At 71.6% G+C, this 21,391-nt stretch carries 27 protein-coding genes; 11 read left to right on the top strand and 16 right to left on the bottom strand.

Annotated elements, in window-relative coordinates; all coding sequences use genetic code 11:
• Positions 1–48: 48 nt before the first annotated feature.
• Positions 49–690, top strand: a complete 642-nt coding sequence (locus BM204_RS04470) for a methyltransferase (protein WP_091110787.1) — start codon at positions 49–51, stop codon at positions 688–690.
• A 22-nt stretch (positions 691–712) separates the two neighbouring features.
• Here BM204_RS04470 and BM204_RS04465 read toward each other — a convergent pair whose 3' ends face one another.
• Positions 713–913 carry a CDGSH iron-sulfur domain-containing protein gene (locus BM204_RS04465; RefSeq protein ID WP_091111210.1) on the bottom strand — a complete coding sequence of 67 codons (201 nt, stop codon included), beginning with the start codon at positions 911–913 and terminating at the stop codon, positions 713–715.
• Positions 910–1,857 carry an iron-containing redox enzyme family protein gene (locus BM204_RS04460; protein WP_091110785.1) on the bottom strand — a complete coding sequence of 316 codons (948 nt, stop codon included), beginning with the start codon at positions 1,855–1,857 and terminating at the stop codon, positions 910–912. Before BM204_RS04460 ends, BM204_RS04465 begins: the two co-directional genes overlap by 4 nt.
• Positions 1,858–1,980: 123 nt before the next feature.
• Between BM204_RS04460 and BM204_RS04455 the strand changes: the two genes are divergently transcribed.
• Positions 1,981–2,481, top strand: coding sequence for a hemerythrin domain-containing protein (locus BM204_RS04455; protein WP_091110784.1), 501 nt, complete (start codon positions 1,981–1,983; stop codon positions 2,479–2,481).
• 14 nt (positions 2,482–2,495) lie between these two features.
• Here BM204_RS04455 and BM204_RS22520 read toward each other — a convergent pair whose 3' ends face one another.
• The 5 genes from BM204_RS22520 to BM204_RS04430 are packed head-to-tail and all read right to left on the bottom strand — an operon-like array spanning position 2,496 to position 6,871.
• Entirely contained in the window at positions 2,496–2,663 is a 168-nt protein-coding gene (locus BM204_RS22520; RefSeq protein WP_170259320.1) for a hypothetical protein, read from the bottom strand.
• A gap of 56 nt (positions 2,664–2,719) precedes the next feature.
• Positions 2,720–4,321 (bottom strand): phytoene desaturase family protein, encoded by a 1,602-nt coding sequence (locus tag BM204_RS04445; RefSeq protein WP_091110781.1) that lies wholly within the window; start codon positions 4,319–4,321, stop codon positions 2,720–2,722.
• Positions 4,321–5,262: an SDR family NAD(P)-dependent oxidoreductase gene (locus tag BM204_RS04440; RefSeq protein WP_091110779.1), complete on the bottom strand. Its 942-nt coding sequence runs from the start codon at positions 5,260–5,262 to the stop codon at positions 4,321–4,323. Before BM204_RS04440 ends, BM204_RS04445 begins: the two co-directional genes overlap by 1 nt.
• Positions 5,259–5,693 carry an SRPBCC family protein gene (locus BM204_RS04435; protein ID WP_091110777.1) on the bottom strand — a complete coding sequence of 145 codons (435 nt, stop codon included), beginning with the start codon at positions 5,691–5,693 and terminating at the stop codon, positions 5,259–5,261. Before BM204_RS04435 ends, BM204_RS04440 begins: the two co-directional genes overlap by 4 nt.
• Positions 5,690–6,871 carry an alcohol dehydrogenase catalytic domain-containing protein gene (locus tag BM204_RS04430; protein ID WP_091110776.1) on the bottom strand — a complete coding sequence of 394 codons (1,182 nt, stop codon included), beginning with the start codon at positions 6,869–6,871 and terminating at the stop codon, positions 5,690–5,692. The genes BM204_RS04435 and BM204_RS04430 overlap by 4 nt, the downstream gene beginning before the upstream one ends.
• An 88-nt stretch (positions 6,872–6,959) precedes the next feature.
• Here BM204_RS04430 and BM204_RS04425 point away from each other — a divergent pair, with 88 nt between their 5' ends.
• On the top strand, positions 6,960–8,051 hold the full coding sequence (locus BM204_RS04425) for a YihY/virulence factor BrkB family protein (RefSeq protein ID WP_218031396.1): 1,092 nt from the start codon (positions 6,960–6,962) through the stop codon (positions 8,049–8,051).
• Positions 8,052–8,141: 90 nt separating this feature from the next.
• The gene (locus BM204_RS04420; RefSeq protein WP_091110774.1) at positions 8,142–8,930 is read left to right on the top strand and encodes a sigma-70 family RNA polymerase sigma factor; all 789 of its coding nucleotides are present in this window, start codon (positions 8,142–8,144) and stop codon (positions 8,928–8,930) included.
• Positions 8,931–8,939: 9 nt separating this feature from the next.
• Here the strand turns inward: BM204_RS04420 and BM204_RS04415 are convergent, their stop codons facing one another.
• Positions 8,940–10,577: an ABC-F family ATP-binding cassette domain-containing protein gene (locus BM204_RS04415; protein WP_091110773.1), complete on the bottom strand. Its 1,638-nt coding sequence runs from the start codon at positions 10,575–10,577 to the stop codon at positions 8,940–8,942.
• 143 nt (positions 10,578–10,720) lie between these two features.
• Here BM204_RS04415 and BM204_RS23415 point away from each other — a divergent pair, with 143 nt between their 5' ends.
• The 5 genes from BM204_RS23415 to BM204_RS04390 all read left to right on the top strand — a co-directional run bounded on the left by BM204_RS23415 (position 10,721) and on the right by BM204_RS04390 (position 13,589).
• Positions 10,721–11,413 (top strand): acyltransferase, encoded by a 693-nt coding sequence (locus BM204_RS23415; protein ID WP_281290227.1) that lies wholly within the window; start codon positions 10,721–10,723, stop codon positions 11,411–11,413.
• 4 nt (positions 11,414–11,417) lie between these two features.
• Entirely contained in the window at positions 11,418–11,705 is a 288-nt protein-coding gene (locus BM204_RS04405; RefSeq protein WP_091110771.1) for a sigma factor, read from the top strand.
• A 19-nt stretch (positions 11,706–11,724) separates the two neighbouring features.
• Positions 11,725–12,714 (top strand): alpha/beta hydrolase, encoded by a 990-nt coding sequence (locus tag BM204_RS04400; protein WP_091110769.1) that lies wholly within the window; start codon positions 11,725–11,727, stop codon positions 12,712–12,714.
• 132 nt (positions 12,715–12,846) lie between these two features.
• Positions 12,847–13,233, top strand: a complete 387-nt coding sequence (locus BM204_RS04395; RefSeq protein ID WP_170259319.1) for an STAS domain-containing protein — start codon at positions 12,847–12,849, stop codon at positions 13,231–13,233.
• A gap of 35 nt (positions 13,234–13,268) precedes the next feature.
• A complete protein-coding gene (locus BM204_RS04390; RefSeq protein ID WP_091110766.1) occupies positions 13,269–13,589 on the top strand; it encodes a putative quinol monooxygenase in 321 nt (106 codons plus the stop codon).
• On the opposite strand, the gene BM204_RS04385 is transcribed toward BM204_RS04390, so the two are convergent.
• Genes BM204_RS04385 through BM204_RS04365 form a run of 5 tightly spaced genes read right to left on the bottom strand, consistent with a single transcriptional unit; the run spans position 13,576 to position 17,383 of the window.
• Positions 13,576–13,905, bottom strand: a complete 330-nt coding sequence (locus BM204_RS04385) for a putative quinol monooxygenase (protein ID WP_091110764.1) — start codon at positions 13,903–13,905, stop codon at positions 13,576–13,578. The two genes, BM204_RS04390 and BM204_RS04385, sit on opposite strands and share 14 nt — an antisense overlap.
• Before the next feature lie 32 nt (positions 13,906–13,937).
• Positions 13,938–14,447 (bottom strand): DUF1097 domain-containing protein, encoded by a 510-nt coding sequence (locus tag BM204_RS04380; protein WP_091110762.1) that lies wholly within the window; start codon positions 14,445–14,447, stop codon positions 13,938–13,940.
• Complete coding sequence (locus tag BM204_RS04375) at positions 14,444–15,478, bottom strand: NAD(P)-dependent alcohol dehydrogenase (RefSeq protein WP_246166604.1); 1,035 nt, start codon at positions 15,476–15,478, stop codon at positions 14,444–14,446. Before BM204_RS04375 ends, BM204_RS04380 begins: the two co-directional genes overlap by 4 nt.
• Entirely contained in the window at positions 15,475–16,314 is an 840-nt protein-coding gene (locus tag BM204_RS04370; RefSeq protein ID WP_091110761.1) for an iron-sulfur cluster assembly protein, read from the bottom strand. Before BM204_RS04370 ends, BM204_RS04375 begins: the two co-directional genes overlap by 4 nt.
• A gap of 1 nt (position 16,315) precedes the next feature.
• The gene (locus BM204_RS04365) at positions 16,316–17,383 is read right to left on the bottom strand and encodes an amidohydrolase family protein (protein ID WP_091110759.1); all 1,068 of its coding nucleotides are present in this window, start codon (positions 17,381–17,383) and stop codon (positions 16,316–16,318) included.
• A 190-nt stretch (positions 17,384–17,573) separates the two neighbouring features.
• On the opposite strand from BM204_RS04365, the gene BM204_RS04360 reads away from it, so the two are divergent.
• Complete coding sequence (locus BM204_RS04360) at positions 17,574–19,061, top strand: AAA-type ATPase lid domain-containing protein (protein WP_091110758.1); 1,488 nt, start codon at positions 17,574–17,576, stop codon at positions 19,059–19,061.
• Between the two features lie 33 nt (positions 19,062–19,094).
• On the opposite strand, the gene BM204_RS04355 is transcribed toward BM204_RS04360, so the two are convergent.
• On the bottom strand, positions 19,095–19,409 hold the full coding sequence (locus BM204_RS04355; RefSeq protein ID WP_091110756.1) for an EthD family reductase: 315 nt from the start codon (positions 19,407–19,409) through the stop codon (positions 19,095–19,097).
• A gap of 14 nt (positions 19,410–19,423) precedes the next feature.
• Positions 19,424–20,116, bottom strand: coding sequence for an SDR family NAD(P)-dependent oxidoreductase (locus BM204_RS04350; protein ID WP_091110755.1), 693 nt, complete (start codon positions 20,114–20,116; stop codon positions 19,424–19,426).
• Positions 20,117–20,196: 80 nt separating this feature from the next.
• On the opposite strand from BM204_RS04350, the gene BM204_RS04345 reads away from it, so the two are divergent.
• Positions 20,197–21,045 (top strand): tryptophan 2,3-dioxygenase, encoded by an 849-nt coding sequence (locus tag BM204_RS04345; protein WP_091110753.1) that lies wholly within the window; start codon positions 20,197–20,199, stop codon positions 21,043–21,045.
• 45 nt (positions 21,046–21,090) lie between these two features.
• Here BM204_RS04345 and BM204_RS04340 read toward each other — a convergent pair.
• On the bottom strand, positions 21,091–21,391 hold a 301-nt coding region (locus tag BM204_RS04340), incomplete at its 5' end, for a transposase (protein ID WP_143099651.1).

Below are 21,391 nucleotides of genomic sequence, written 5' to 3'. Positions count from 1 at the left end.
CCCACGCAGAGGAGGCAGGGGCGGGTCCCGCCACGGCAGGGTGGACCCATGACCTCCGAGACCTTCGACCAGCCGCGCAGCGTCGACATCGGTGGCCTGGCCATCACCTACGACGGTCGCGTGCTCGAGCCGCGTCCCTGGACGGCGCTGCAGGGGAGCTGGGCCGCCGAGGTGCTGGCGAGCGAGCCGGGCGACGCGGCTGAGGGCGCGATCCTCGAGCTGTGCACAGGTGCCGGGCACATCGGGCTGGTTGCGGCCGTCGAGTCGGGTCGCGCGCTCGTCGCCGTCGACCTCGACCCGGTGGCCTGTTCCTACGCCCGCCGCAACGCAGAGGCAGCCGGGGTCGCGGACCGCACCGACGTGCTCGAGGGACCGATGGACGCCGTGCTGCGCGACGACGAGACCTTCGCGATCGTGGTCGCCGACCCCCCGTGGGTCACCAGCGCCGAGGTCGGCTGCTTCCCCGAGGACCCGCTGCTCGCGATCGACGGCGGCGTGGACGGCCTCGAGGTCGCGATGCTGTGCGTCGCGGTCGCCGGTCGCCACCTCGAGCTCGGCGGCAGCCTCCTGCTCCAGCTCGGCGACGACCAGCAGGCCGACATGGTGCTGTCCCGCACCGGCGGCGCGTGGCGCGACGCCGGACGCCGCGCGGGGACCGGAGGGATCGTCGTACGACTGGTGAAGGCGTGACGCTCCGCCGGCCGGGGGGAGATCAGTCGCGCAGCAGCTTGTGGGTGCCGTCGCACCACGGCTTGATCGCGCTGTGCCCGCAGCGGCACACGGCCGTGACCGGGCGGGTGGTGCGGTGACGCACACCGTCCTCGTCCTGGACGACCGCCGCGCCGCGCAGCAGCATCGGCCCGTCCGGGCACAGCACGATGTCGGCGTGCTCCTCCGAGGGGCGCGCACTCATGCGGCGTCCCACAGGCTCAGCAGCGCGCCGGCGGCGCGGGCCTCGAGGTCCGTGCAGGCCCAGGCGCCGAGCAGCACGTCGTCGTAGAGGTCGGGCTCGGCCGCGACCAGGGCGACGCAGATGTCGCGCAGCGCAAGCTGCTCGTGCACCGCGTCGGCCTCGACGTGCTCGTCGTAGTAGCTGGCCATCTCTTCGGGAAAGTCCAGCCGGCGCAGGCCCTGGGCCAGCTGTCGCGACGGCAGCGAGCTGGTGCCCTCGAAGGCGGCGAGGTGGCCGAGCGCTGCTCCGCGCAGCCGGCGCTGCAGGCCGAACATGCTGAGCACGTTGTTCTGCTCGAGGATCTCGACGACCGCCTCGTCGACGTAGGCGCCGTAGTCGCCGTCGAGCCCGGACGCGGCGATGCCGGCCTCGAAGAGCCGGTGGTGCAGGCGGCCGGGATCGCCGTTGCCGTACTCGTCGAACTGGATCTCCAGCAGTGCGGCCTTGGGCCCGGCGGTCAGGCGGGGGATCACCCAGCTCGTCGGGTCGGCCTCCTTGAGGTGGTAGAGCGAGCGCTGTCGCAGCAGCTGGAGGGTCTGCTCGCGCGTGGCGCGGCGCTGCACGTGGCGCGCCAGCGAGGGGCTGTCGTCATCGGCCAGGATGCGCAGCAGGTCGACGGCCAGGTCGCCGGTCACGACGGCCTCAGGCCGACGCGCGCGGAGGTCCGTCTCGAGGGCCCGCTCCAGCTCGGTGCGCAGCCCGATGGTCGAGGCCTGCCACTCCCAGCGCTCGTCGACGCCGGCGATGCCGCGGTAGTGCAGCTCGTGCAGCGTCCACAGCGTCAGCGCGTCGTCCGCACGGCCACCGGACGCCGCGAAGCTGCGCGGCTGGTCGTCGGGTGCGCTCAGCAGGGCAGCGATCACGGAGGCGCTGCGGGGACCGCGCGGTCGGGGAAGAGGAGTCACCCCTCCATGGTGTCGACCGGGCAGCCGCAGGGGCTCCTCCCCACGGGTGACTTCGGTGGTGCCGGGGGTTGCGTCGCGCCGCGAGGGGTACCGGCGGGTCGAACCCCACCACCGAGGAGAAACATGTCGACCGACGCCATCGTGCTGCTGAAGAAGGACCACCAGGAGATCCGCCGTGTCTTCACGGCGTTCGAGAAGGCCGGTGAGAAGGCCTACGTGGAGAAGGGCAAGCTCGTCGATCGCATCATCGAGCTGCTCACCGTGCACACCTACATCGAGAACGAGGTGATGTACCCGCGCATCCGCGAGCTCCTGCCCGAGCTCGAGGACGACGTCCTGGAGTCTTACGAAGAGCACCACGTGGCCGACGTCCTGGTCATGGAGCTGGTCGGGATGAAGCCCGACCACGAGCGCTTCGCGCCCAAGACGGCGGTCCTGATCGAGAACGTCCGTCACCACATGGACGAGGAGGAGGACGAGTGGTTCCCCCAGGTGCGTGAGGGACTCGGGCGCAAGGCGCTGCAGGAGATCGGCGCCGCCATGGAGGCGGCCCGCAAGAAGGCGCCCCGCAAGCCGTCGCAGCCGAGTGCCCTGAAGAAGACGATCGACGCCGTCATCGCCTGACGCGTCAGATCCGGTCAGTCCTTGCTGGGGTGTTCCGGGTCGTCCGCGGCATCGGTGGCCGGCCCCGCGGTCGCGGCCCCGCCCTCTCCGGTCCAGTCCGACGACTCGCCGTCGTCGAGGCTCGGGTCAGACGTGGTGTCGGGCTGCGGCTCGGGGGTCGTGTCGTCCTGGGAGGAGGTCATGGGGCCAGCCTTCCACGCGGGCAAGGCGCACACCCCACCTCCACGGGGGAACGTCGTCAGGACCGACGGCCGCCCCGGCCCAGCCGCAGGCGGTGGTGCAGCACCGCGGCCCGGGCGGCGTTCATGCCGGGAGCGCCGTGGACCCCGCCGCCAGGGTGGGCGGACGCCGAGCCCAGGTAGAGCCCGCGGACCCCGGTCTCGGAGCGGGCGAGGCCCGGCACCGGCCGGAACACGAGCTGCTGGTGCAGCTGGGCGGTGCCGCCGTTGAGCCCGCCGCCGACGAGGTTGGCGTCGAGGGCCTGCATGTCGTGCGGCCCCAGCACCCGGCGCTGCACGACGAGGTCACCGAAGCCGGGAGCCACGGCCTCGAGCCGCGCCTGGACGCGGTCCCCGAACCGCTCGCACTCGCTGCGGTCCCAGGCCCCGGTGATGCTGCCGTCGCCGGCGTCGCGCTGCACGTCCTGGGGCACGTGGGTGTAGGCCCAGAACGACTCCGTGCCCTCGGGTGAGCGGCTGGGGTCGGCGGTCGTCATCTGACCGGTCAGCAGGAAGGGCTCCGCGGGAACGGTCCGGGAGGTCACCTGGTGCAACGCCTGCGCCATCTGCTCGACCGAGTCGGCCACGTGCACGGTCCCCGGCGCGTAGGGCGGCGGCTCGCGCCACGGGACGGGTCCGGAGAGGGCCCAGTCGACCTTGACGGTGCCGGGGTCCATCTGGAAGTCGCGCATCCCCTTGACGACGCGGCCCGGCACGGCCTCGGGAGGCAGCAGCCGGCCGTAGAGGGCCGGCGCCACCACGTCGGCGATCACCGCCCGCCAGGCCCGGACCCGGTCGCCGTGGATGGTGCGGACAGCCACCGCCCGGCCGGACTCGACATCGATGCCGGTCACCTCGGTTGCGCACCTGATCTCCCCGCCCAGGCTGAGGATCCGGCGCGCCAGGGCCTGGGCGAGCTCGCCCGCACCGCCCTGGGGCACCGGGAAGCCGACGGTCTGCCCGAGCATGGTCATCAAGACGCCCATCAGGCCGGAGCCCGGTGCGTTGAGCGGGATGTCGGCATGACCGGCGTTGCCCGCGAGCAGGAGCCGGGGCGCCTCACCACCGAAGCGCTGTCGGCCGATGTCGGCGACGGGGGTCAGCATCTCGCGCACGAAGTGCGCACCACCCACCGACGGGAGGCGGCGCAGCGCCCCCAGTCCTGCGCGGACGGGCGGGAAGGGCGCGAGCAGCGCTCCGACGACGTCGTCACCGATGCGGTCCCACGTCTCGCACAGGGCCAGCCACGCGTCGCCGTCACCGGGATGCTGGCGGTCCATCAACGCCGCGGTGATCGTGCGGTCGCGGTGCAGGACTGCCCACTGCCCGTCGGCCATCGGGTGCCCGAGGACTGCGGGTGCGTGGCACCACGTCAGGCCGTGCCGCTCCAGGTCGAACGAGCGGATCGTGGGGCTGGTCGCGGCCAGCGGGTAGAACGCGCTGAACGTGTCGTGCACGAAGTCGGGGTGCACGTCGCGGTCGCTGCGCACCGCGCCACCGACCCCGGGCTGGGCCTCCAGCACGAGCACGGACCAACCGGCGTCCAGCAGGTGGTTGGCCGCCACCAGGCCGTTGGGCCCGCTGCCCACCACCACCGCGTCGTACGACGTGCCCTCCGTCATCAGGCCCCCCGCGGCTTGCGCGCCGCGCCGCGCAGTCGTAGGCCGAGGTTGCGAGCGATCCCGAGCAGCGCGTTGCCGTGGTCGCCGCGCAGCTGGTTGCCGGCCGGGACCGACTGCAGCACGTTGCCGTCGTTGGGCGGCACCGGTCGCGTCAGGTCGACGGCGGCGACGCCGAAGAAGGGCCGGACGATCCGCACGTAGACCGGGTGCACGGCGGTGAAGCCGAAGCGCAGCAGGTGGTTGGCGAGCGTCAGCTGGGCACCGGAGCGATGACCGTCGACCCGCGCCAGGATCTGGCGCGCGGTGCGCTCGGGGGTCGCGACCGGCGGTGGCGGCCGCCCCTCGAACCCGGCAACGTTGGCGGCCTGCGAGTAGATCGGCGTGTCGACGCCGCCCGGGGCGACGTAGAGGATCGAGACGTCCGGGTTCTCCAGCTGGAGGTGCTGGGCCAACGCCCGGACCCCCCACTTGCTGACCGCGTAGGCGCTCATCGAGGGCACCGCGACGTGACCGATGACCGAGCCCACCAGCACGAGGTCGCCGGCGCCCTGGCGCTGGAGCACCGGCAGGACGTGGCGCGCCACGTTGACCGAGCCGTGCAGGTTGGTGCGCAGGACGCCGTCGAAGACCTCGGCAGGGACCTCCTCGGCGCGGCCGTAGGCGACGACGCCGGCGCTGTTGACGACCACGTCGAGACGATCGTGCCGCCGGAGCGTGGTGGCGACGCAGGCGCGGACCTGGTCGTCGTCGCCCACGTCGGCCGTGACCACCAGGGCCGAGGCCGCACCGGCGTCGCGTGCCAGCGCCGCCACCTGCTCGAGGGCCTCCTCTCCACGGGCGACGAGGACGACGTGGTCGCCGTCGCCGGCCGCACGCAGGACCGTCGCGCGGCCGATGCCGCTCGAGGCTCCCGTCACCAGCACCACGCGGGGCTCGCTCACGGGCGTCGCTCCACGACGAAGGCGAGGCGTCGCAGCGTCTCCACGTTGCGCCAGGCCAGAGGCGGTTGGCGCAGGAACGAGGGGACCAGCGCGCCCGGGCCCGCCACCGCGTCCTCCTCGATGGTGATCGCGGTGCCGTCTGCGGCAGCCTCCGTGTGGATCACCACCTCGGCCTCCCCCGCGGGCCAGGCGCGGGCCCGGAGCCGCAGCAGCGACCCGGGGCGCACCTCGAGCACCTCGGTGTTGTCGTCGATCAGGGCGGGCCACGCGCCGACCGAGTGGTGCAGTCGGGAGCCCACGGCGGGCCACGTGTCGTCGACGTCGCGCATGCGCGAGGCGCCCACGACCCACAGGGGGTAAAGCCAGCCGTCGGAGAGCACTTCCCAGACCTGCTCGGAGGTGGCGCTGACGATCCGGGTGTTGCGGCTCATGGCGTGAACACGACCTTGATCATGCCGTCCTCCTTGTCGCGGAACTTGCGGTAGGCCTCGGGGGCGTCCGCCAGGGGCAGACGGTGCGTCACGAAGGACTCCGTGCCGAGCGGGTCGCTGTCGTCGAGCAGCAGCGGCAGGATGTCGTCGCTCCACCGGCGCACGTTGGCCTGGCCCATGCGCAGCTGGATCTGCTTGTCGAACATCGCCATCATCGGCATCGGCTCGGTCGCCCCGCCGTAGACGCCGGAGACGGACACGGTGCCGCCACGGCGTACGCACTCGAACGAGGCGTGCAGTGCTGCGGTGCGGTCGAAGCCGACCCTCTTCATCATCGGAGCGGCGAGCGCATCGGGCAGCAGACCGACCGCCTTGATGATCTTTTCGCCGACCGGGTTGCCGTGGGCCTCCATGCCCACGGCGTCGATCACGGAGTCGGCGCCGCGACCCGATGTCCGGTCGCGCACCTCGGCCGCGAGGTCGTCGACGGCGTCGATGTCGATCGTGTCCGCGCCGAGGGCGCCGACGCGGGCGAGGCGCTCGGGAACCCTGTCGGCCACGATCACGCGGTTGCCGTCACGCAGGGCGATGCGCGCCGCCATGTCGCCGATCGGGCCCGCACCCATGATGAGCAGGGTCCCGTCCGCAGGGACGTCCGCGTAGCGCACGGCCTGCCAGGCGGTGGGGATGACGTCGGAGAGCAGGACGAAGCGGTCGTCGACGGGTCCCTCGGGCACCTTGATGGGCAGGAAGTCGGCGAACTGCACGCGCAGGAACTCGGCCTGGCCGCCGGGCACGGCGCCGTAGAGCGAGCTGTAGCCCAGCAGGCTCGCGCCGGTGCCCTGGTCGCGGTTCTGCGTGGTCTCGCACTGGCTGTGCAGGCCGCGGTCGCACGTCCAGCACGAGCCGCAGCTGATGTTGAACGGCACGACGACCCGGTCGCCGACCTTCAGGTCCCGCACCCCAGGGCCGACCTCCTCGACGATCCCCATCGGCTCGTGCCCGACGATGTCGCCGGGGGTCATGAACGGCGCCAGCGGGTCGTAGAGGTGCAGGTCGGAGCCGCACAGCCCGGTCGTGGTCACGCGGATGACGGCATCCGTGGGATCGATGATCGCCGCGTCCGGCACGTCCGTGACGCGCATGTCTTGGGGCCCCTGCCAGGTCACTGCCTTCATGGTGTTCCTCTCGTCGAACCGTGGATGGCTGCCGGTACCCCCTCGGACCAGGGGACATCCGGTGTGAGGAGTCGGGGTACTGGTGCGCATGATCCATCTCCCGACACACCCGACCCCGAGCCCCACCGACGACCAGGTGTTGCGGCCGCCCGAGGACGCCGACCCGGACGCGGGCAAGGTCGACTCGCCGAGCGACCTGGACAAGCACTCGTGGCGCTACGTCGCGCGAAAGACGGTGCGGGAGTTCTCCGGGGACCAGTGCACGGACCTGGCAGCGGCGCTCACCTACTACGCCGTGCTGGCGCTCTTCCCGGCCGTCATCGCGCTGACGTCGTTGCTCGGCCTGGTCGGTCAGGGCACCTCGGCGGTGGAGACGCTGCTCGGCATCGTCGACGACCTGGGTGGCGCCTCCATGGTCGACACCGTGCGAGAGCCGTTGCTGGACCTGAGCCGCTCGCAGGGCGCTGGCCTCGCGCTGGTGCTGGGTCTGCTGGGGGCGCTCTGGTCGGCGAGCGGCTACGTCGGCGCCTTCGGTCGCGCGATGAACCGGGTCTACGAGATCCCCGAAGGCCGGCCGTTCTGGAAGCTTCGCCCCGCCATGCTGCTGCTCACCCTGGTCCTGCTCGTGCTCGTGGCGATCACCTTGCTGGGACTGGTCCTCACCGGACCGGTCGCCGACTCGGTCGGTCAGGAGCTCGGCCTCGGCTCGACCTTCCTGACGGTCTTCTCGATCGTGAAGTGGCCGGTCCTGCTGGGTGTCGTGGTCGTCGTGGTGGCTCTGCTCTACTACGCGACGCCCAACGTCAAGCAGCCGCGCTTCCGCTGGGTCAGCGTGGGTGCGGTGCTCGCGATCCTCACGTGGGTGGTCCTGTCGGCCGGCTTCGGCTTCTACGTCGCCAACTTCTCCTCCTACGACAAGACCTACGGGACGCTCGGCGGCGTCATCGCCTTCCTGTTGTGGCTGTGGCTGACCAACCTGGCCCTGCTCTTCGGGGCCGAGCTCGACGCGGAGCTCGAGCGTGGGCGCGAGCTCGCCTCCGGGATCGTTGCCGAGGAGACCCTGCAGCTCCCGCCGCGCGACACCCACGGCATCGAGAAGGCGGAGGCGAAGGAGGCCGACGACGTACGACGGGGGCGCGAGCTGCGTCTCACGCGTGATCGTTCCTCCCAGCAGGACTGACCTCACCCCGAATGGTGGTTCTCTTCACCCCGAATGGTGGTTCTCGGTCGGCAGCGTTTCGGACAGGGCCTGCGCGGTGAGAGATGGTGCATGGACCTTCTTGCGCAGCCCGGTGTCACCCACGACGTGCGTCGGGCCGAGACCAGCCGTCTCTTCGCTGAGGCCGCGGTCCTGAGCGGGCGGCGGCGTGACCAGTGCCTCGACGAGGTCGTGGTCCTGAACACGGGGGTGGCCTGCGCCGTGGCGCGTCGCTACCGTGGTCGCGGCATCGCCGACGAGGACCTCCAGCAGGTGGCCTGCCTGGCCCTGGTGCGTGCCGTCCGCCGCTTCGACGCCGGGCACGACCGTGACTTCCTGGCTTTCGCCGTGCCGACGATGAGCGGGGAGATCAAGCGCTACTTCCGCGACCACGGCTGGATGGTGCGCCCGCCCCGTCGGGTGCAGGAGCTGCGCGCTCGAGCGCTGGCCCTGCGATCCTCGACTCGCGAGGACGAGCTGCCGCTGGGTGACCACGACCTGGCCGCACGGCTCGAGGTCGGGGTCGAGGACCTGCGCGAGGCGCTCGGCGCCTCGGGTTGCTTCTCGCCGGACTCTCTCGACCGCACCACGGGTGACCAGCCCCACCTCGAGATGGCCGACCCCGGCAGCGAGGGGGCGATGGACTCCCTCGAGGCCCGGGTGACCCTCGGCCCACTGCTGCGCGTCCTCGACGAGCGGGAGCGGGTCATCGTCCAGCTGGTCTATGCCGAGGGGTGGCTCCAGCGCGAGGTCGCCGAGCACCTGGACATCACCCAGGCGCAGGTCTCGCGGCTGCTGGTGCGGATCCTGACGAAGATGCGGGAGCGGGCGGGGCTGGACCTGACCCCCGCCGCGGCCTGAGCTCCTCGCTCAGTCGGCCGAGAGGCGCCCGTCCTCGACCCGCCAACGCTGGTCGAGGTGGACGTTGTCGAGCAGGCGCCGGTCGTGGGAGACCAGCAGCAGCGCGCCGTCGTAGGCGTCGAGCGCCTGCTCGAGCTGCTCGATCGCGGGCAGGTCGAGGTGGTTGGTGGGCTCGTCGAGCACGAGCACGTTGACGGCGCGCGCCTGCAGCAGCGCCATCGCGGCGCGAGTGCGCTCGCCGGGGGAGAGACGCCCCACGAGGTTGCCCACCTGGTCGGCCTTGAGGCCGAACTTCGCCAGCAGGGTGCGCAGCTCGGCCGGTGACTGGTCGGGCACGGCGGCCTCGAAGGCATCGCCCAGGGTGCTGTCCTCGGCCAGCGCGCCGCGCGCCTGGTCGATCTCGCCGACGGCCAGCGACGCACCGTGCGAGGCGCGCCCGCCGTCCGGCACCTCGTGGCCGAGCAGCAGCCGCAGCAGGGTGGTCTTGCCGGCGCCGTTGGGCCCGGTGATGCCGATCCGGTCGCCCGCGTTGACCTGGACCGAGACCGGCCCGAAGGTGAAGTCGCCGCGCTGCAGCGTCACCTGGTCCAACGTCGCGACGACGGTGCTCGATCGGGTCGCCGGCGCGATCGCGAAGCGCAGCTCCCACTCCTTGCGCGGCTCCTCGACCTCGTCGAGCCGGGCGATCCGCGACTCCATCTGGCGCACCTTCTGGCCCTGCTTCTCCGACGACTCGCTCTGCGCCCGCCGACGGATCTTGTCATTGTCGGGGCTCTTCTTCATCGCGTTGCGCACGCCCTGCGAGCTCCACTCGCGCTGCGTCCGGGCCCGGGAGACCAGGTCGGCCTTGGTGTCGGCGAACTGCTCGTAGGCCTCGCGCGCATGACGCCGCACGACGGCACGCTCCTCGAGGAACGCGTCGTAGCCGCCGTCGTAGACCCGCACCTGCTGCTGCGCGAGGTCGAGCTCGACCACCCGCGTGACGCAGCGCGCGAGGAACTCGCGGTCGTGGGAGACCAGCACGATCCCGTTGCGCATCCCGGTCACGAGCGACTCGAGCCGCTCCAGGCCGTCGAGGTCGAGGTCGTTGGTCGGCTCGTCGAGCAGCACCACGTCGAAGCGGCTGAGCAGCAGCGCCGCCAGCCCCGCACGAGCCGCCTGCCCGCCCGAGAGCGAGGTCATCAGCGCGTCGGCCCCGACGTCGAGCCGCAGGTCGCCGAGCACGCCGGGGACGCGGTCCTCCAGGTCGGGCGCGCCGCTGGCCAGCCAGTGGTCGAGCGCCGCGGCGTAGGCGTCGTCGGCGCCGGGGGCGCCCGAGCCCAGCGCGGCCGCCGTGGCCTCCATCGTCCCGGCCGCCTCCGCCGCACCCGTACGACGGGCGAGGTAGGCGCCGACGGTCTCACCGGGCACGCGCTCGTGCTCCTGCGGGAGCCAGCCGACGAAGGCGTCGGACGGGGCGGTCGAGACCGTGCCTGCCAACGGGGTGTCCTGCCCGGCGAGGAGCCGCAGCAGAGTCGTCTTGCCGGCTCCGTTGGCACCGACCACCCCGACGACGTCGCCCGGGGCGACCGTCAGGTCGAGCCCCTCGAACAGCGTGCGGTGGGCGTGTCCCCCGGACAGGCCCTTGGCGACCAGGGTGGCACTCACCCCTCGATCGTAGGGGGCCGCCCCGCCCCACAAACCGCCGAGTCGGCGCAATGTTGCAGTGAACGGGCCGCCGCGCTGCAACATTGCGCCGACTCGGCAATTGAGGGTGACCACGGTCACTCGGGGACCACTACTCTCGGGCCGTGAAGCGACCCGAGAGATGGATCAACGCCGGTGTCCAGGCGGCGTGGACGTGGCTGCAGCGGGCGGGGGAGATCTCGCCCGGCACCCGGGCCGGTGACGCTTTCGGGAGCCTGGGGGTCGGGAGCTCGATCGGCTTCCCCATGGCCACCTTGATGGGCGCACGGGCGATCCACGTGGGCGAGCGGACCCTCATCGGACGACAGGTGACGCTGTCGGTGGGCTACGGGCCCACCGCGACGGTGCTGCCCGAGCGAGGGCTGGTGATCGGCGACCGGTGCGTCATCGGCGCGCGCACCAGCCTGACCGCCCACGAGTCGATCGTGATCGGCGACGACGTGTGGTTCGGCCAGGACGTGTTCGTGTCCGACGCCAGCCACGGCTACCAGGAGCTCGGGGCTCCGATCGGGCTCCAGCTCGGGGAGCACCAGCCGGTGATGATCGGCGCCGGCTCGTGGATCGGTCACGGCGCGATCATCCTGCCGGGCACGACGATCGGGGAGAACGTCGTGGTGGCGGCGGGCTCGGTCGTCCGCGGGGTGGTCGAGGACCGGGCGATCGTCGGCGGCGCACCGGCCCGCGTGCTGCGTCGCTTCGAGCCGACGGTCGGCTGGGTGACGCCCGGTGGCGACGTACGACCGGTGCTGGCGCCGCTGGCCGAGCGCTATGACCTCACCGGGGTCGTGACACCCTGATCGGGTGCACGAAGGCCAGGAGGAACGCCAGTCGACCCACGACGTGACGACCCTGCTGCGACGCACGGCCTGCCAGGACAAGCAGGCCTTCGCCGCGCTCTACGACGCGACGTCGGCCCGGGCCTTCGCGCTCGCCTGTCGTCTGGTGGGCGACCCGGCGCGGGCAGAGCGGGTGACGCAGGAGGCCTACCTGACGGTGTGGCGTACGGCGCCGCGCTTCGACCCGTCGAGCCGCAGCGGTCTCGCCTGGGTCATGGCGGTCGTGCACGGGGTGGCACGATCGAGCGCATGACCTCACGACCGGCCACGCAGTGACCCAGCCCCGGCTGCCGGTCGGCGTGCGTGCGATCGACCGGCTGATGAAGTCCAACAAGGCGTTCTCGATCGAGCACATGGACCAGCGGGCGCTGCAGCGCGCCCAGACGAGCGTGATCCCCGACGCCGGAGCGGCCGCGGTGGTCGCGTCCTTCTTCCTGGGCCGTCCCCGCGCCGGTGTCACGATCGCGACGAGCTCGTTCCCTGCGGCCCACGGCGAGGTGCCGCTGCGGGTCTACACCCCCGACCGGCCGGCACGTCCGCGGCCGGTCGTCGTCAACTTCCACGGAGGTGGCTTCGCGCTCGGCAGCGCCCGGCAGTGCGACTGGACCTGCAGCACGATCGCGTACGACCTCGATGCGGTCGTGGTCTCGGTCGACTACCGGCTCGCGCCGACGCACCGCTTCCCCGCGGCCGTCGAGGACTGCTACGACGCGTTGGTCTGGACCGTCGCCCACGCCGACGAGCTCGGCGGCGACCCGGAGCGGATCGGGGTGATGGGCGACAGCGCCGGTGGCAACCTCGCGGCCGTGGTCGCGATCATGGCGCGCGAGCAGGGTGGACCGCTCGTGCGCCACCAGGCGCTGATCTATCCCGCGACGGACCTCACCGACGCGCTGCGCGAGACCGAGTCCTATCGCGCCAACACCCGCGGGATCGTGCTCAGCAACGCCGACATGGAGATCTTCCGCGGCCACTACCTCGACGAGAGCATCGACTCGACCGACTGGCGGCTCTCGCCGCTGCACGCACCGGACCTCTCCGGCCTGCCACCGGCGGTCGTCGTGGTGGCCGGTCTCGACCCGCTGCACGACGCGGGGGTGGCCTACGCCGAGGCGCTCGTGGCGGCCGGCGGGTCCGCTCGCGTCGAGGACTTCCACGTCATGCCCCACGGGTTCCTGAGCTTCCCCTACTTCAGCCGGGGCGCGAAGCCGGCGCTCGCGGCGATCGTCGCCGCGCAGCGCGTGGCCCTCGCGGCCACCTAGCCTCCTCACCCGACCGGGTGGAACATGGACGATTGCCCGCCCCGGGGCCGGATCGTCTGACATTCTTCGCAACGAAGGGCCGATGCCCGGGAAACGCACCTCGGTGCCTGCCGGACCGAGTGAGGGGTGACTGTGGAGCAGGAGATCGCCGCGGCTCCGGGCGTGCCCGGGGTCGTCGTCGTCGTCGAGCAGCACGGCAACCACCAGCTCGCCCTGGTCAGCGGCGAGGTCGACATGGCCTCCGTCAGCGCGCTGCGCATGCAGCTGCGCGACCTCATCGTCGACGGCAGCTCCCACGTGCTGGTCGACCTCAGCGCCGTGTCGTTCATGGACTCCGCCGGGCTGGCCGCGCTCGTCGCCACCCGCAAGCACGCGCGGGTGCTCCAGGGCTCCTTCGGGCTGATCGCGCCCAGCAAGCAGGTCGGCCGACTGTTGTCGCTCACGGCGATGGACAAGGTCTTCCCGTGTTTCGACTCGCTCGGCGAGGCGCTGGCCGCCGGGTCCGAAGCCAACGTCTGAGCCGGCTCGGGGACTGCTGTGGCAGGCTCGACGGCATGTACTTCATCGTCGTCAAGTTCGAGACCTCGCCCGCATGGACCGACCGGTGGCTGGACCTGGTCGCCGACTTCACCGAGGCCACGCGTCAGGAGCCGGGCAACCTCTTCTTCGAGTGGTCCCGCAGTGTCGAGAACCCCGCCGAGTTCGTGCTCGTCGAGGCCTTCACCGACGACGGCGCCGGCCCCCACGTCAGCAGCGAGCACTTCAAGAAGGCGACCGGCGAGATGGGCCAGGCGCTCGTCGCCACCCCGAAGATCGTGAGCCGTCAGGTCGACGGTGACGGCTGGGGCGAGGTGGGTGAGGTCACGGTCGGCTGACCGCTAGCTCGCCCATCTCCGACCACGAGGTGCCCGGCACCGTCATGTTGATGATGCGCGGCGTCGCTGCCAGGTAGGGCGGCAGCTCCCGTTGGGCCGCGAAGAAGTGGTCGCTCGACACGTGCGCACCGGCAGCGGCGTCGTCCTCGAACGCCTCGAGCAGCACGTACTCGTCGGTGACGTCGAGGCTGCGCGACCAGTCGAACCACAGGCAGCCCGGCTCGGCGCGGGTGGCCTCGGTGAAGCTGCGGGAGATGTCGGGCCAGGCCTCGGCGTGCTCGGCCAGGACGGGGAAGCGGGCGGTGATGACGATCATCAGGACTCCTGTCGACGGAAGGGGCGAGTGGGTCAGGCGACGGCGGCGGGGGCGGGGGCCGGGCCGGTCGGGGCCGACGTCCGGTCGAAGGACGCCTGGATCTTCGCGCCCAGTACCTCGGAGACGATGCCGAGCAGCGCGCCGGCCACGATCGCGATCAGCACACCGCTGAGGTCGAAGGCGGTGCCGAAGAACAGGGCCGTCCCGGCGAACGCTCCCGGGATGAAGGAGAGCAGCGGCAGTGCCGCCTGCACGCACAGGACGAAGCCGAGCAGGGCGACAGCGATCGCCACCGCTCCGTTGAACGTCGCCTGCTCGAGCGCGAGGCTGGCCAGATAGGCCCACAGCACCCCGGAGACGTTGGCGGCCAGGCCCTTGACGAGCCCGGCCCGCCCGCCGCCGGCGGCGAAGAAGCAGGCCCAGGCCACGAAGGCGACCCAGGTGATGAGGGTCAGCTCGATGCTGAGCTGGGTCCAGAGTCCGGCGAGGACGCCGACAGAGATGCCGACTCCGAGGTAGTTCTTCATGGTCAGGCCTTTCACGGGGTGAGGATCGCGCGGCCGCGGACGCGGCCGCCGTCGAGGTCGTCGATGGCGGACTGGAAGTCGTCCAGTGCGTACTTCACGGTGTGCAGGGTCACCGCGCCGCGCGCGGCGAGGGCCATCAGGTCCTGCAGGTCGTTGTAGGAGCCGACGAGGTTGCCGATGAAGTTGATCTCGGCCGAGATGATGTCGATCGTCGGGATGTTCACGTTCTCGCCGTAGCCGACGACGTGGTAGTCGCCGGCGCGGCGCAGCATCTGCGCGCCCTCGGCGGTCGAGCCGCCCTCCCCGACGAAGTCGATGAGGACCTCGGCGCCGTGACCGTCGGTCAGCTCCAGGACCTCCTCGACCTGCTTGCCCTCCGCAACGACGCCGTGGTCGGCACCGATCGCGAGCGCGAGCTTGACGGCATCGGGGTTGCGGTCGACCACGATCAGCTCGGCGGGGCTGATCGCCTTCAGCACCTGGATGCCGATGTGGCCCAGGCCGCCGGCACCGATGACGACGCATCGGTCGCGTGGGCTCAGTCGTCGAGCCGCCTTCGCGGCGGCGTGGTAGGCCGTCAGCCCGGCATCGGCGAGGGCTGCCACGTCCGACGGCTCGAGGCGGTCGTCGATGCGCACCACGCTGCGCGCCGACGTCCTGAGGTACTCGGCGTACCCGCCGTCGGTGTCGATCCCGGGGAACTGGTTGGTCTCGCAGTGCACGTCGTCGCCGGAGCGGCAGGCGCGGCACAGCCCGCAGGTGATGAGCGGGTGGACGATGACCTTGTCACCCTCGCGGACGTTGGTGACTGCGGAGCCGACCGCGTGCACCCAGCCTGCGTTCTCGTGGCCGATCGTGTAGGGGAGGGCCACCCCGGACTTCTCGGCCCACTGCCCCTCGAGGATGTGGAGGTCGGTGCGGCACACGCCGGCGCCGCCGATCTTCACGACGACGTCGAAGGGACCGGTCGGCTCCGGCACCGGCAGCTCGGTCATCTCGAGTCGTCGGTGGTAGCCGACGACCTGGACGGCTCGCATGGTGCTCATGGCTGGATCTCCTCGGGGACGCGGGCGGTGGAGCGCCCTGCCGGGCGGGTCAGGGACGAGAGAGGGACGAAGGTCGGGTCGTACGCCGCGTCCGCAGCCTCCGCGCCGTCGGCGCGGTGGGTCTGCCCGGACTCCGACCCGGGGTAGCGGGTGCGGAGGAGTCCTCGGCAGAAGTGGGCGTTCCCGTCGATGGAGATGCGTGTTGAACGGGCCCTGCGCAGTGCCATCGGCACCTGCTCGGGCGGCGGGACCGTGCCCTCGTGGTCGACGAGGACCGGGGCGCCGTCGTGCTCGGGCAACCCCAGTGCCGCGCGGCGGCGCAGCAGGGCCTGGGTCGCCGGCTCGTCCGCGGGCAGGTCGCGCAGCCTCACGGAGCCCAGGTCCTCGACCGGTCGGTCGGGCTGGGCCCGGAGCAGCCGGGTCAGGCAGCGCTCCATCGCGGCGGTGTGCGCCTTGCGGCGAAAGGTGGCGCGCAGCTCCTCCAGGTCGTGCTCGGCCTCGTGCAGGAAGGTGCCCTTGTAACCGGCGTCTGCGGCGAGGCCGGCGTTGATCTGGTCGGAGTCGTGGTGGTCGTCGAGCTCGACGACCACCCGTTCTGCCCAGGGCAGTGCGACCAGCACGTCCTTGGCGTCGGAGGCCATCAGGTAGGCGAAGCTCGGCGAGCAGAACGACGTCGGCAGGCGCAGGTGGGCCACCACCTCGGTGCCGTCGACCACGAGGGAGCGCACAAAGCCCAGGTCGGTGATCGGCTCGTCCAGCTCGGGGTCCAGGACGACCGCGAGGGCGTCGTACGCCGCCTGCGCGAGCAGGTCCGGTGGGGTGAGGGTCGCGGTCATGTCAGACCGAGGCCAGGTCGGCGCCGCGGTCGACCCCGAGGTCGGCGCTCTCGGGCTGGCGCGGGCCGGTGGCGGTCTCGTCGGCGTCCGGGAGCCGGAGCTCGGCAGGGACGTCGATGTCGTAGAGCTTGGCGGCGTTGAGCCCCAGCACCTTCTTCTTCTGGTCGGTGGTCAGGGGGGCGTACTCCGCGAGCTCCTGCGGGATCTGGAAGTCGACGAACTTCTCGATGAGCCACCTGGGTGTCCAGATCGCGTAGTCGGAGGAGAAGAGGATCCGGTCCTCGCCGATCCAGTACATGAGCTCTCCCATGATCTGCGCGAAGTACTTCGGCCGCGTGTGGATGAAGGGCATCGCGACCGCGAGACCGCCGTAGACGTTGGGCTCCTGCGTCGCGATCCAGCAGAAGTCCTCGAGCCTCGGCAGGCCGACGTGCTCGACGATGAAGTTCAGGTCGGTGAAGTCGGAGGCCACGTGGTCGATGTCGGCGACGTCGAACGCGTCCCGGTCCAGCGGCCGGATCGTGGGGCCCTTGTGGACGTGGATGTTGGTGATGCCGAGCTCGCGGCAGGCCTCGAAGTAGCGGTAGGCCCACGGGTCGTCGAGCTTCCAGCCGCGCGACTGGCCGTGCCACTCGGCGGTGTAGAGCTTCACGCCCTTGAGGCCGAAGCGCTCGGCGTCGGCATGCAGCTGCTCCAGACCCTGCTCGCCGTTGCGCGGGTCGAAGTTGTGGTTGTAGGTCAGCTTGCCCGGGTTGGCCTGCGTGAGCGCGTGCGCCTCCTCGGACTGCCCGAAGCCCGTCTTGTAGAACTCGCTGAGGTAGGCCGGCTGGAAGATCGCGTGGTCGACGTAGCCGTCGGTGAAGATGTCCTCCATGAGGCGCTCGCCGCCCTGGTAGAGGTAGTCCTCGTAGGACCAGACCTCGGATTCGGGTGAGAGGTTGCGGTGGTAGTCGTAGAAGCAGTCGATGAACTGCTTGCCGTGGATGTTGCGCTGGTTCTCCGGGCGGGCGTCCCACAGGGCGATGTGGGCGTCGACGATGAAGTAGCTCTCGCCGTCCTTGGTGTACATGCGTCAGGCCTCCGATCGGACGTGACGGGCGTCACGGCTCTCGTGGCAGAACGTAGGACGGGTCGGGGGCCTCGTCGTCGGGTGCGACGTCTCAATCTGAGACCACCGCTGTCTCAATGTGAGACAGCTGGGGGTGCCGTCGCGTGGGCCCTGAATGTAACGTCGGTCACACGCCGCGGAGGAGCCCTGAATGTCCGAGACCGACCTGCCCGACCGGGCCCGTCTCTACGACGGGCCGCTCGACCGGGTGCCCCACCGGCTGGTCGCCTCGTGGCAGCGCAGCCAGGACTACGGGGTGTCCCTGGAGTCGATCGATCCGGTCTTCACCGGCAGCTATGACGACGAGTCGCTGTTCTTCCAGTGCGGTCGCGAGGTCCTGACGGGCCTGCACCGCTCCCTGGCCAACGAGCCGATCAGCCTGATGCTCACCGACGCCGACGGGCTGGTGCTCAACCGCTTCAGTGGCGACTCCGACCTGCTGCGGGCTCTCGACAAGGTGCACCTGGCGCCGGGGTTCGCCTACTCCGAGCGCGAGGCCGGCACCAACGGGCTCGGGCTGGCGCTGGCCGACCGGGCGCCGACGGTGGTGCGCGCGGAGGAGCACTACTCGTTGAGCCTCACGACCTACACGTGCGCGGCCGTGCCCGTGCTCGACCCGCTCACCGGCCACCTCGAGGGTGCCGTCAACCTCACCACCTGGTCGCGCTCCTCGAGCGACCTGCTGCTCGCGCTGGCGCAGTCGGCCGCCGGCAACACCGCTGCGCTGATGCTGGCACGGTCGCAGGGGCGTCATCCGCGCCCGGTGCCGCGTGGGGAGGTCTTCCGTGTCGAAGTGCCTCGGCTCGAGCCCGGCGCCGGCACCCTGCAGGACCTCTCCGGCAGCTGGAGCGAGGCGCTGCGCCGGGCCCGCCAGGCACTCACGGACGGGATGGTCGTGGCCGCGGTGGGCGAGCCGGGGTCGGGCCGCAGCACGGTGCTGGCCCAGGCGGAGCGCCTGACGCGACCGCGCGACCGCATCCTCTCGGCGAGCCCGCCGGCGCCCCAGGACGTCGACGCCTGGCTCGGGCTGTGGACGCCGGAGCTCGGCAAGGAGCACACCGCGGTCGTCGTGCGCGACGTCGACGCCCTGCCCGCCTGGGTGGCCGAGCGGCTGCGCGACCTGGTGCTGCGCTGCGCAGGGGAGAGCGGTCGCCCGCTGGGTCACTCCGTGGCGTTCTCGCTCACCGCCCAGCGCTTCGAGGACATCCCTGCGGCACTCGCCGGTCTCGTCGACACCGTGGTGGAGGTGTCGCCGCTGCGCGAGCGCCTCGACGACGTGATGCCCCTGGCGCGGCAGGTGGCTCGTCGTACGCGAGGGCGGGAGGTGGCGTTCACCGCCGGTGCCGAGCGGGCGCTGACCCAGCACCGGTGGCCGGGCAACGTCGAGCAGCTGTTGCGGGTCGTGCGTCAGGCGGCCATGCGCGGCGACGTCGTCGACGTGCGGCACCTGCCGGCCGAGGTGCTGTCCGGCTCGACGCACCGGCTGTCCCGGATCGAGGAGTTCGAGCGTGAGGAGATCGTGCGCGTGCTCTCGCGACCCGGCGTGGTGATGAAGGACGCCGCCGCCGAGCTCGGCATGAGCCGCGCGACGATCTACCGCAAGCTCGCGCAGTACGACATCCACCTCGAGCGCGACTGACCTGCGCGCGGCCCGGTCTCCCAAGTGGTCGGCCTACAGGTGGTCGACCAGGTCGCCGGTGAACATCAGCCGGCTGGCCACCCCCGTCGCGGCGCAGAGCGCGTCCGCATCGGTCGCCGTCGCGCCCATCTCGGGCGTCCTGAGCGCGGCCGCCATCGTCTCGGCGTCGTCGAACCACAGCTCCGCGATGAGGTACGGCGCGTCCCCGCCGAGGCCGCGGGGGTGCGACGTGACGAAGCGGCGCAGGCCCGGCAGGCCGCCCACCAACGGGACGTGGACGTCGCGGTAGTGGGCCTCGAAGGCCTCGACGTCGGCAGGCGCGGCGTACTCGATCGTCAGTCGGTGCATGCCTGCGACCCTACTCAGCGGACGACGAGCTCCTTGGCCGTGGCGTCCCACACGACCTCGGAGGCGTCGCCGCGGATCGCGTCGAGGAGCCGGTCGACCACGACCGAGCCGGCCAGTGGCTCGGGCAGGCGGGGCGGGGTGCCGGCCAGGCCCCGGTCGGACAGTCCGGTGTCGAGGTGGGGCGGGCGCACGTCGATGACGTGGAAACGCCGGCGGTTCTCGCGTCGTACGACGCCCAGCCAGGCCGACAGGGCGCTCTTGGACGCGGAGTACTCCGCCATCTGGTTGGTCGGCAGGTCGGCCAGGATCGCGGAGAGCACCGCGACGAATCCTCCGTCGAGGTGGCGCGACGCCGCACGCACGAGCGCCATGGGGCCCAGGGTGTTGACCGCGAAGAGCTCCTCCGCGACAGCCGGGTCGGTCTCCATCGCAGGCCCGAAGGCGGGCACCCCGGTCGCGACGACGATCCCGTCCAGCCCACCCAGGGTTGCGGCTGCGGCGTCGACGGCGGCCGCGCAGGCCTCCACGTCCACGACGTCCAGCGTGATGGGGTCGTGGCCGGTCACGGTGGCGACATCCGTCAGCCGCTCGGCGTCACGTCCCGTCACGACCACCCGGGCGCCCTGCTCGACCAACGCGCGGGCGGTGAGCCCGCCGAGGACACCGGTCGCCCCGACGACCAGCACGCGTGCTCCGGACAGCTCCATGGGTGTTGCCTCCTGGGTCGACGAGGGTGCTCTCGCCCCGACGCTACGGCGGTGGTCCTAGGGGGCCCTAGGGTCAGGGCATGGACGACAACACCCGAGACCTCGAGGAGGGGATCGTCACCGACCTCGAGGACAAGCTCAGCTATGCGGCCTACCTCGACCTGCCGCGGCTGCTCTCCGCGCAGCACCCGCGCAGCAGCCCGGTCCAGCACGACGAGCTGCTCTTCATCGTGCAGCACCAGACCTCCGAGCTGTGGCTCAAGCTGCTGCTCCACGAGCTGGTCGCCGTGCGCGCCCACCTGGGCGGTGACGACCTCGGCTCCGCGCTCAAGGGGCTGGCGCGGGTCAAGCGGATCGTCGAGACGCTGACCGTGCAGTGGTCGGTGCTGGCGACGCTGACGCCCAGTGAGTACGCCGAGTTCCGGCCGTTCCTCGCGTCGTCCTCGGGCTTCCAGTCCAGCCAGTACCGCGCGGTGGAGTTCGTCCTGGGCAACAAGAACGCCTCGATGCTCGACGTCTTCGCCGACGACGCACCGGCCCATGCGCACCTGTCGCGGCTGCTCTCCGAGCCCACCCTGTACGACGAGTTCCTGCGGCTGCTGGCCCGTCGCGGTCTCCCGGTCCCCACCGCGGTGCTCGAGCGGGACGTGACGCAGGGGCACGTCTTCGTGGGGGACCTGGTGCCGGTGCTGGCGACCGTCTACCGCGACCGTCCGGCGTACTGGGACCTCTATGAGGCGAGCGAGACGCTCGTCGACCTCGAGGACGCCTTCCAGCTGTGGCGCTTCCGGCACCTGCAGACCGTGCAACGGATGATCGGGCACCAGCCGGGCACCGGTGGCTCCAGCGGCGTGCCGTTCCTGCGTCGGGCGCTCGACCTGACGTTCTTCCCCGAGCTCTACGCCGTGCGGGCCGATGTCGGTTCCTGAGAGGCCGAGTCGGCGCAATGTTGGCTCTTGTGACTTATCCGTGGGTCATGGTGGGCTGGGGAGTGCTCGGCCGGGGAGTGCGGGGCGGTGTCCGCCGAGGTTGAGCATTGCGAGGGCGATGAGTGCGTCGGGTGATCGGAATCCGAAGGCGATGCGGGTGATGAGGCGGATCTTGGTGTTGACCGATTCGATGCGTCCGTTGGACAGGCCGTGCTCGATCGCGGCGAGGATCGCGTGTCGGTGTTTCACGATGCGTCGTTGGAGCTCGACGAAGGCCGGGAGCCGGCAGCGGCGGGCCCATCTGATCCAGGCCTCGAGTGCCTCGACGGCTTCGCCGTAGGGGAGT

The sequence above is a fragment of the Nocardioides psychrotolerans genome (assembly GCF_900113685.1).
Taxonomy (GTDB): Bacteria; Actinomycetota; Actinomycetes; order Propionibacteriales; family Nocardioidaceae; genus Nocardioides; species Nocardioides psychrotolerans.
The sequence above is the reverse complement of the archived record's forward strand: the minus strand, read 5'-3'. Positions and strand labels throughout refer to the sequence as shown.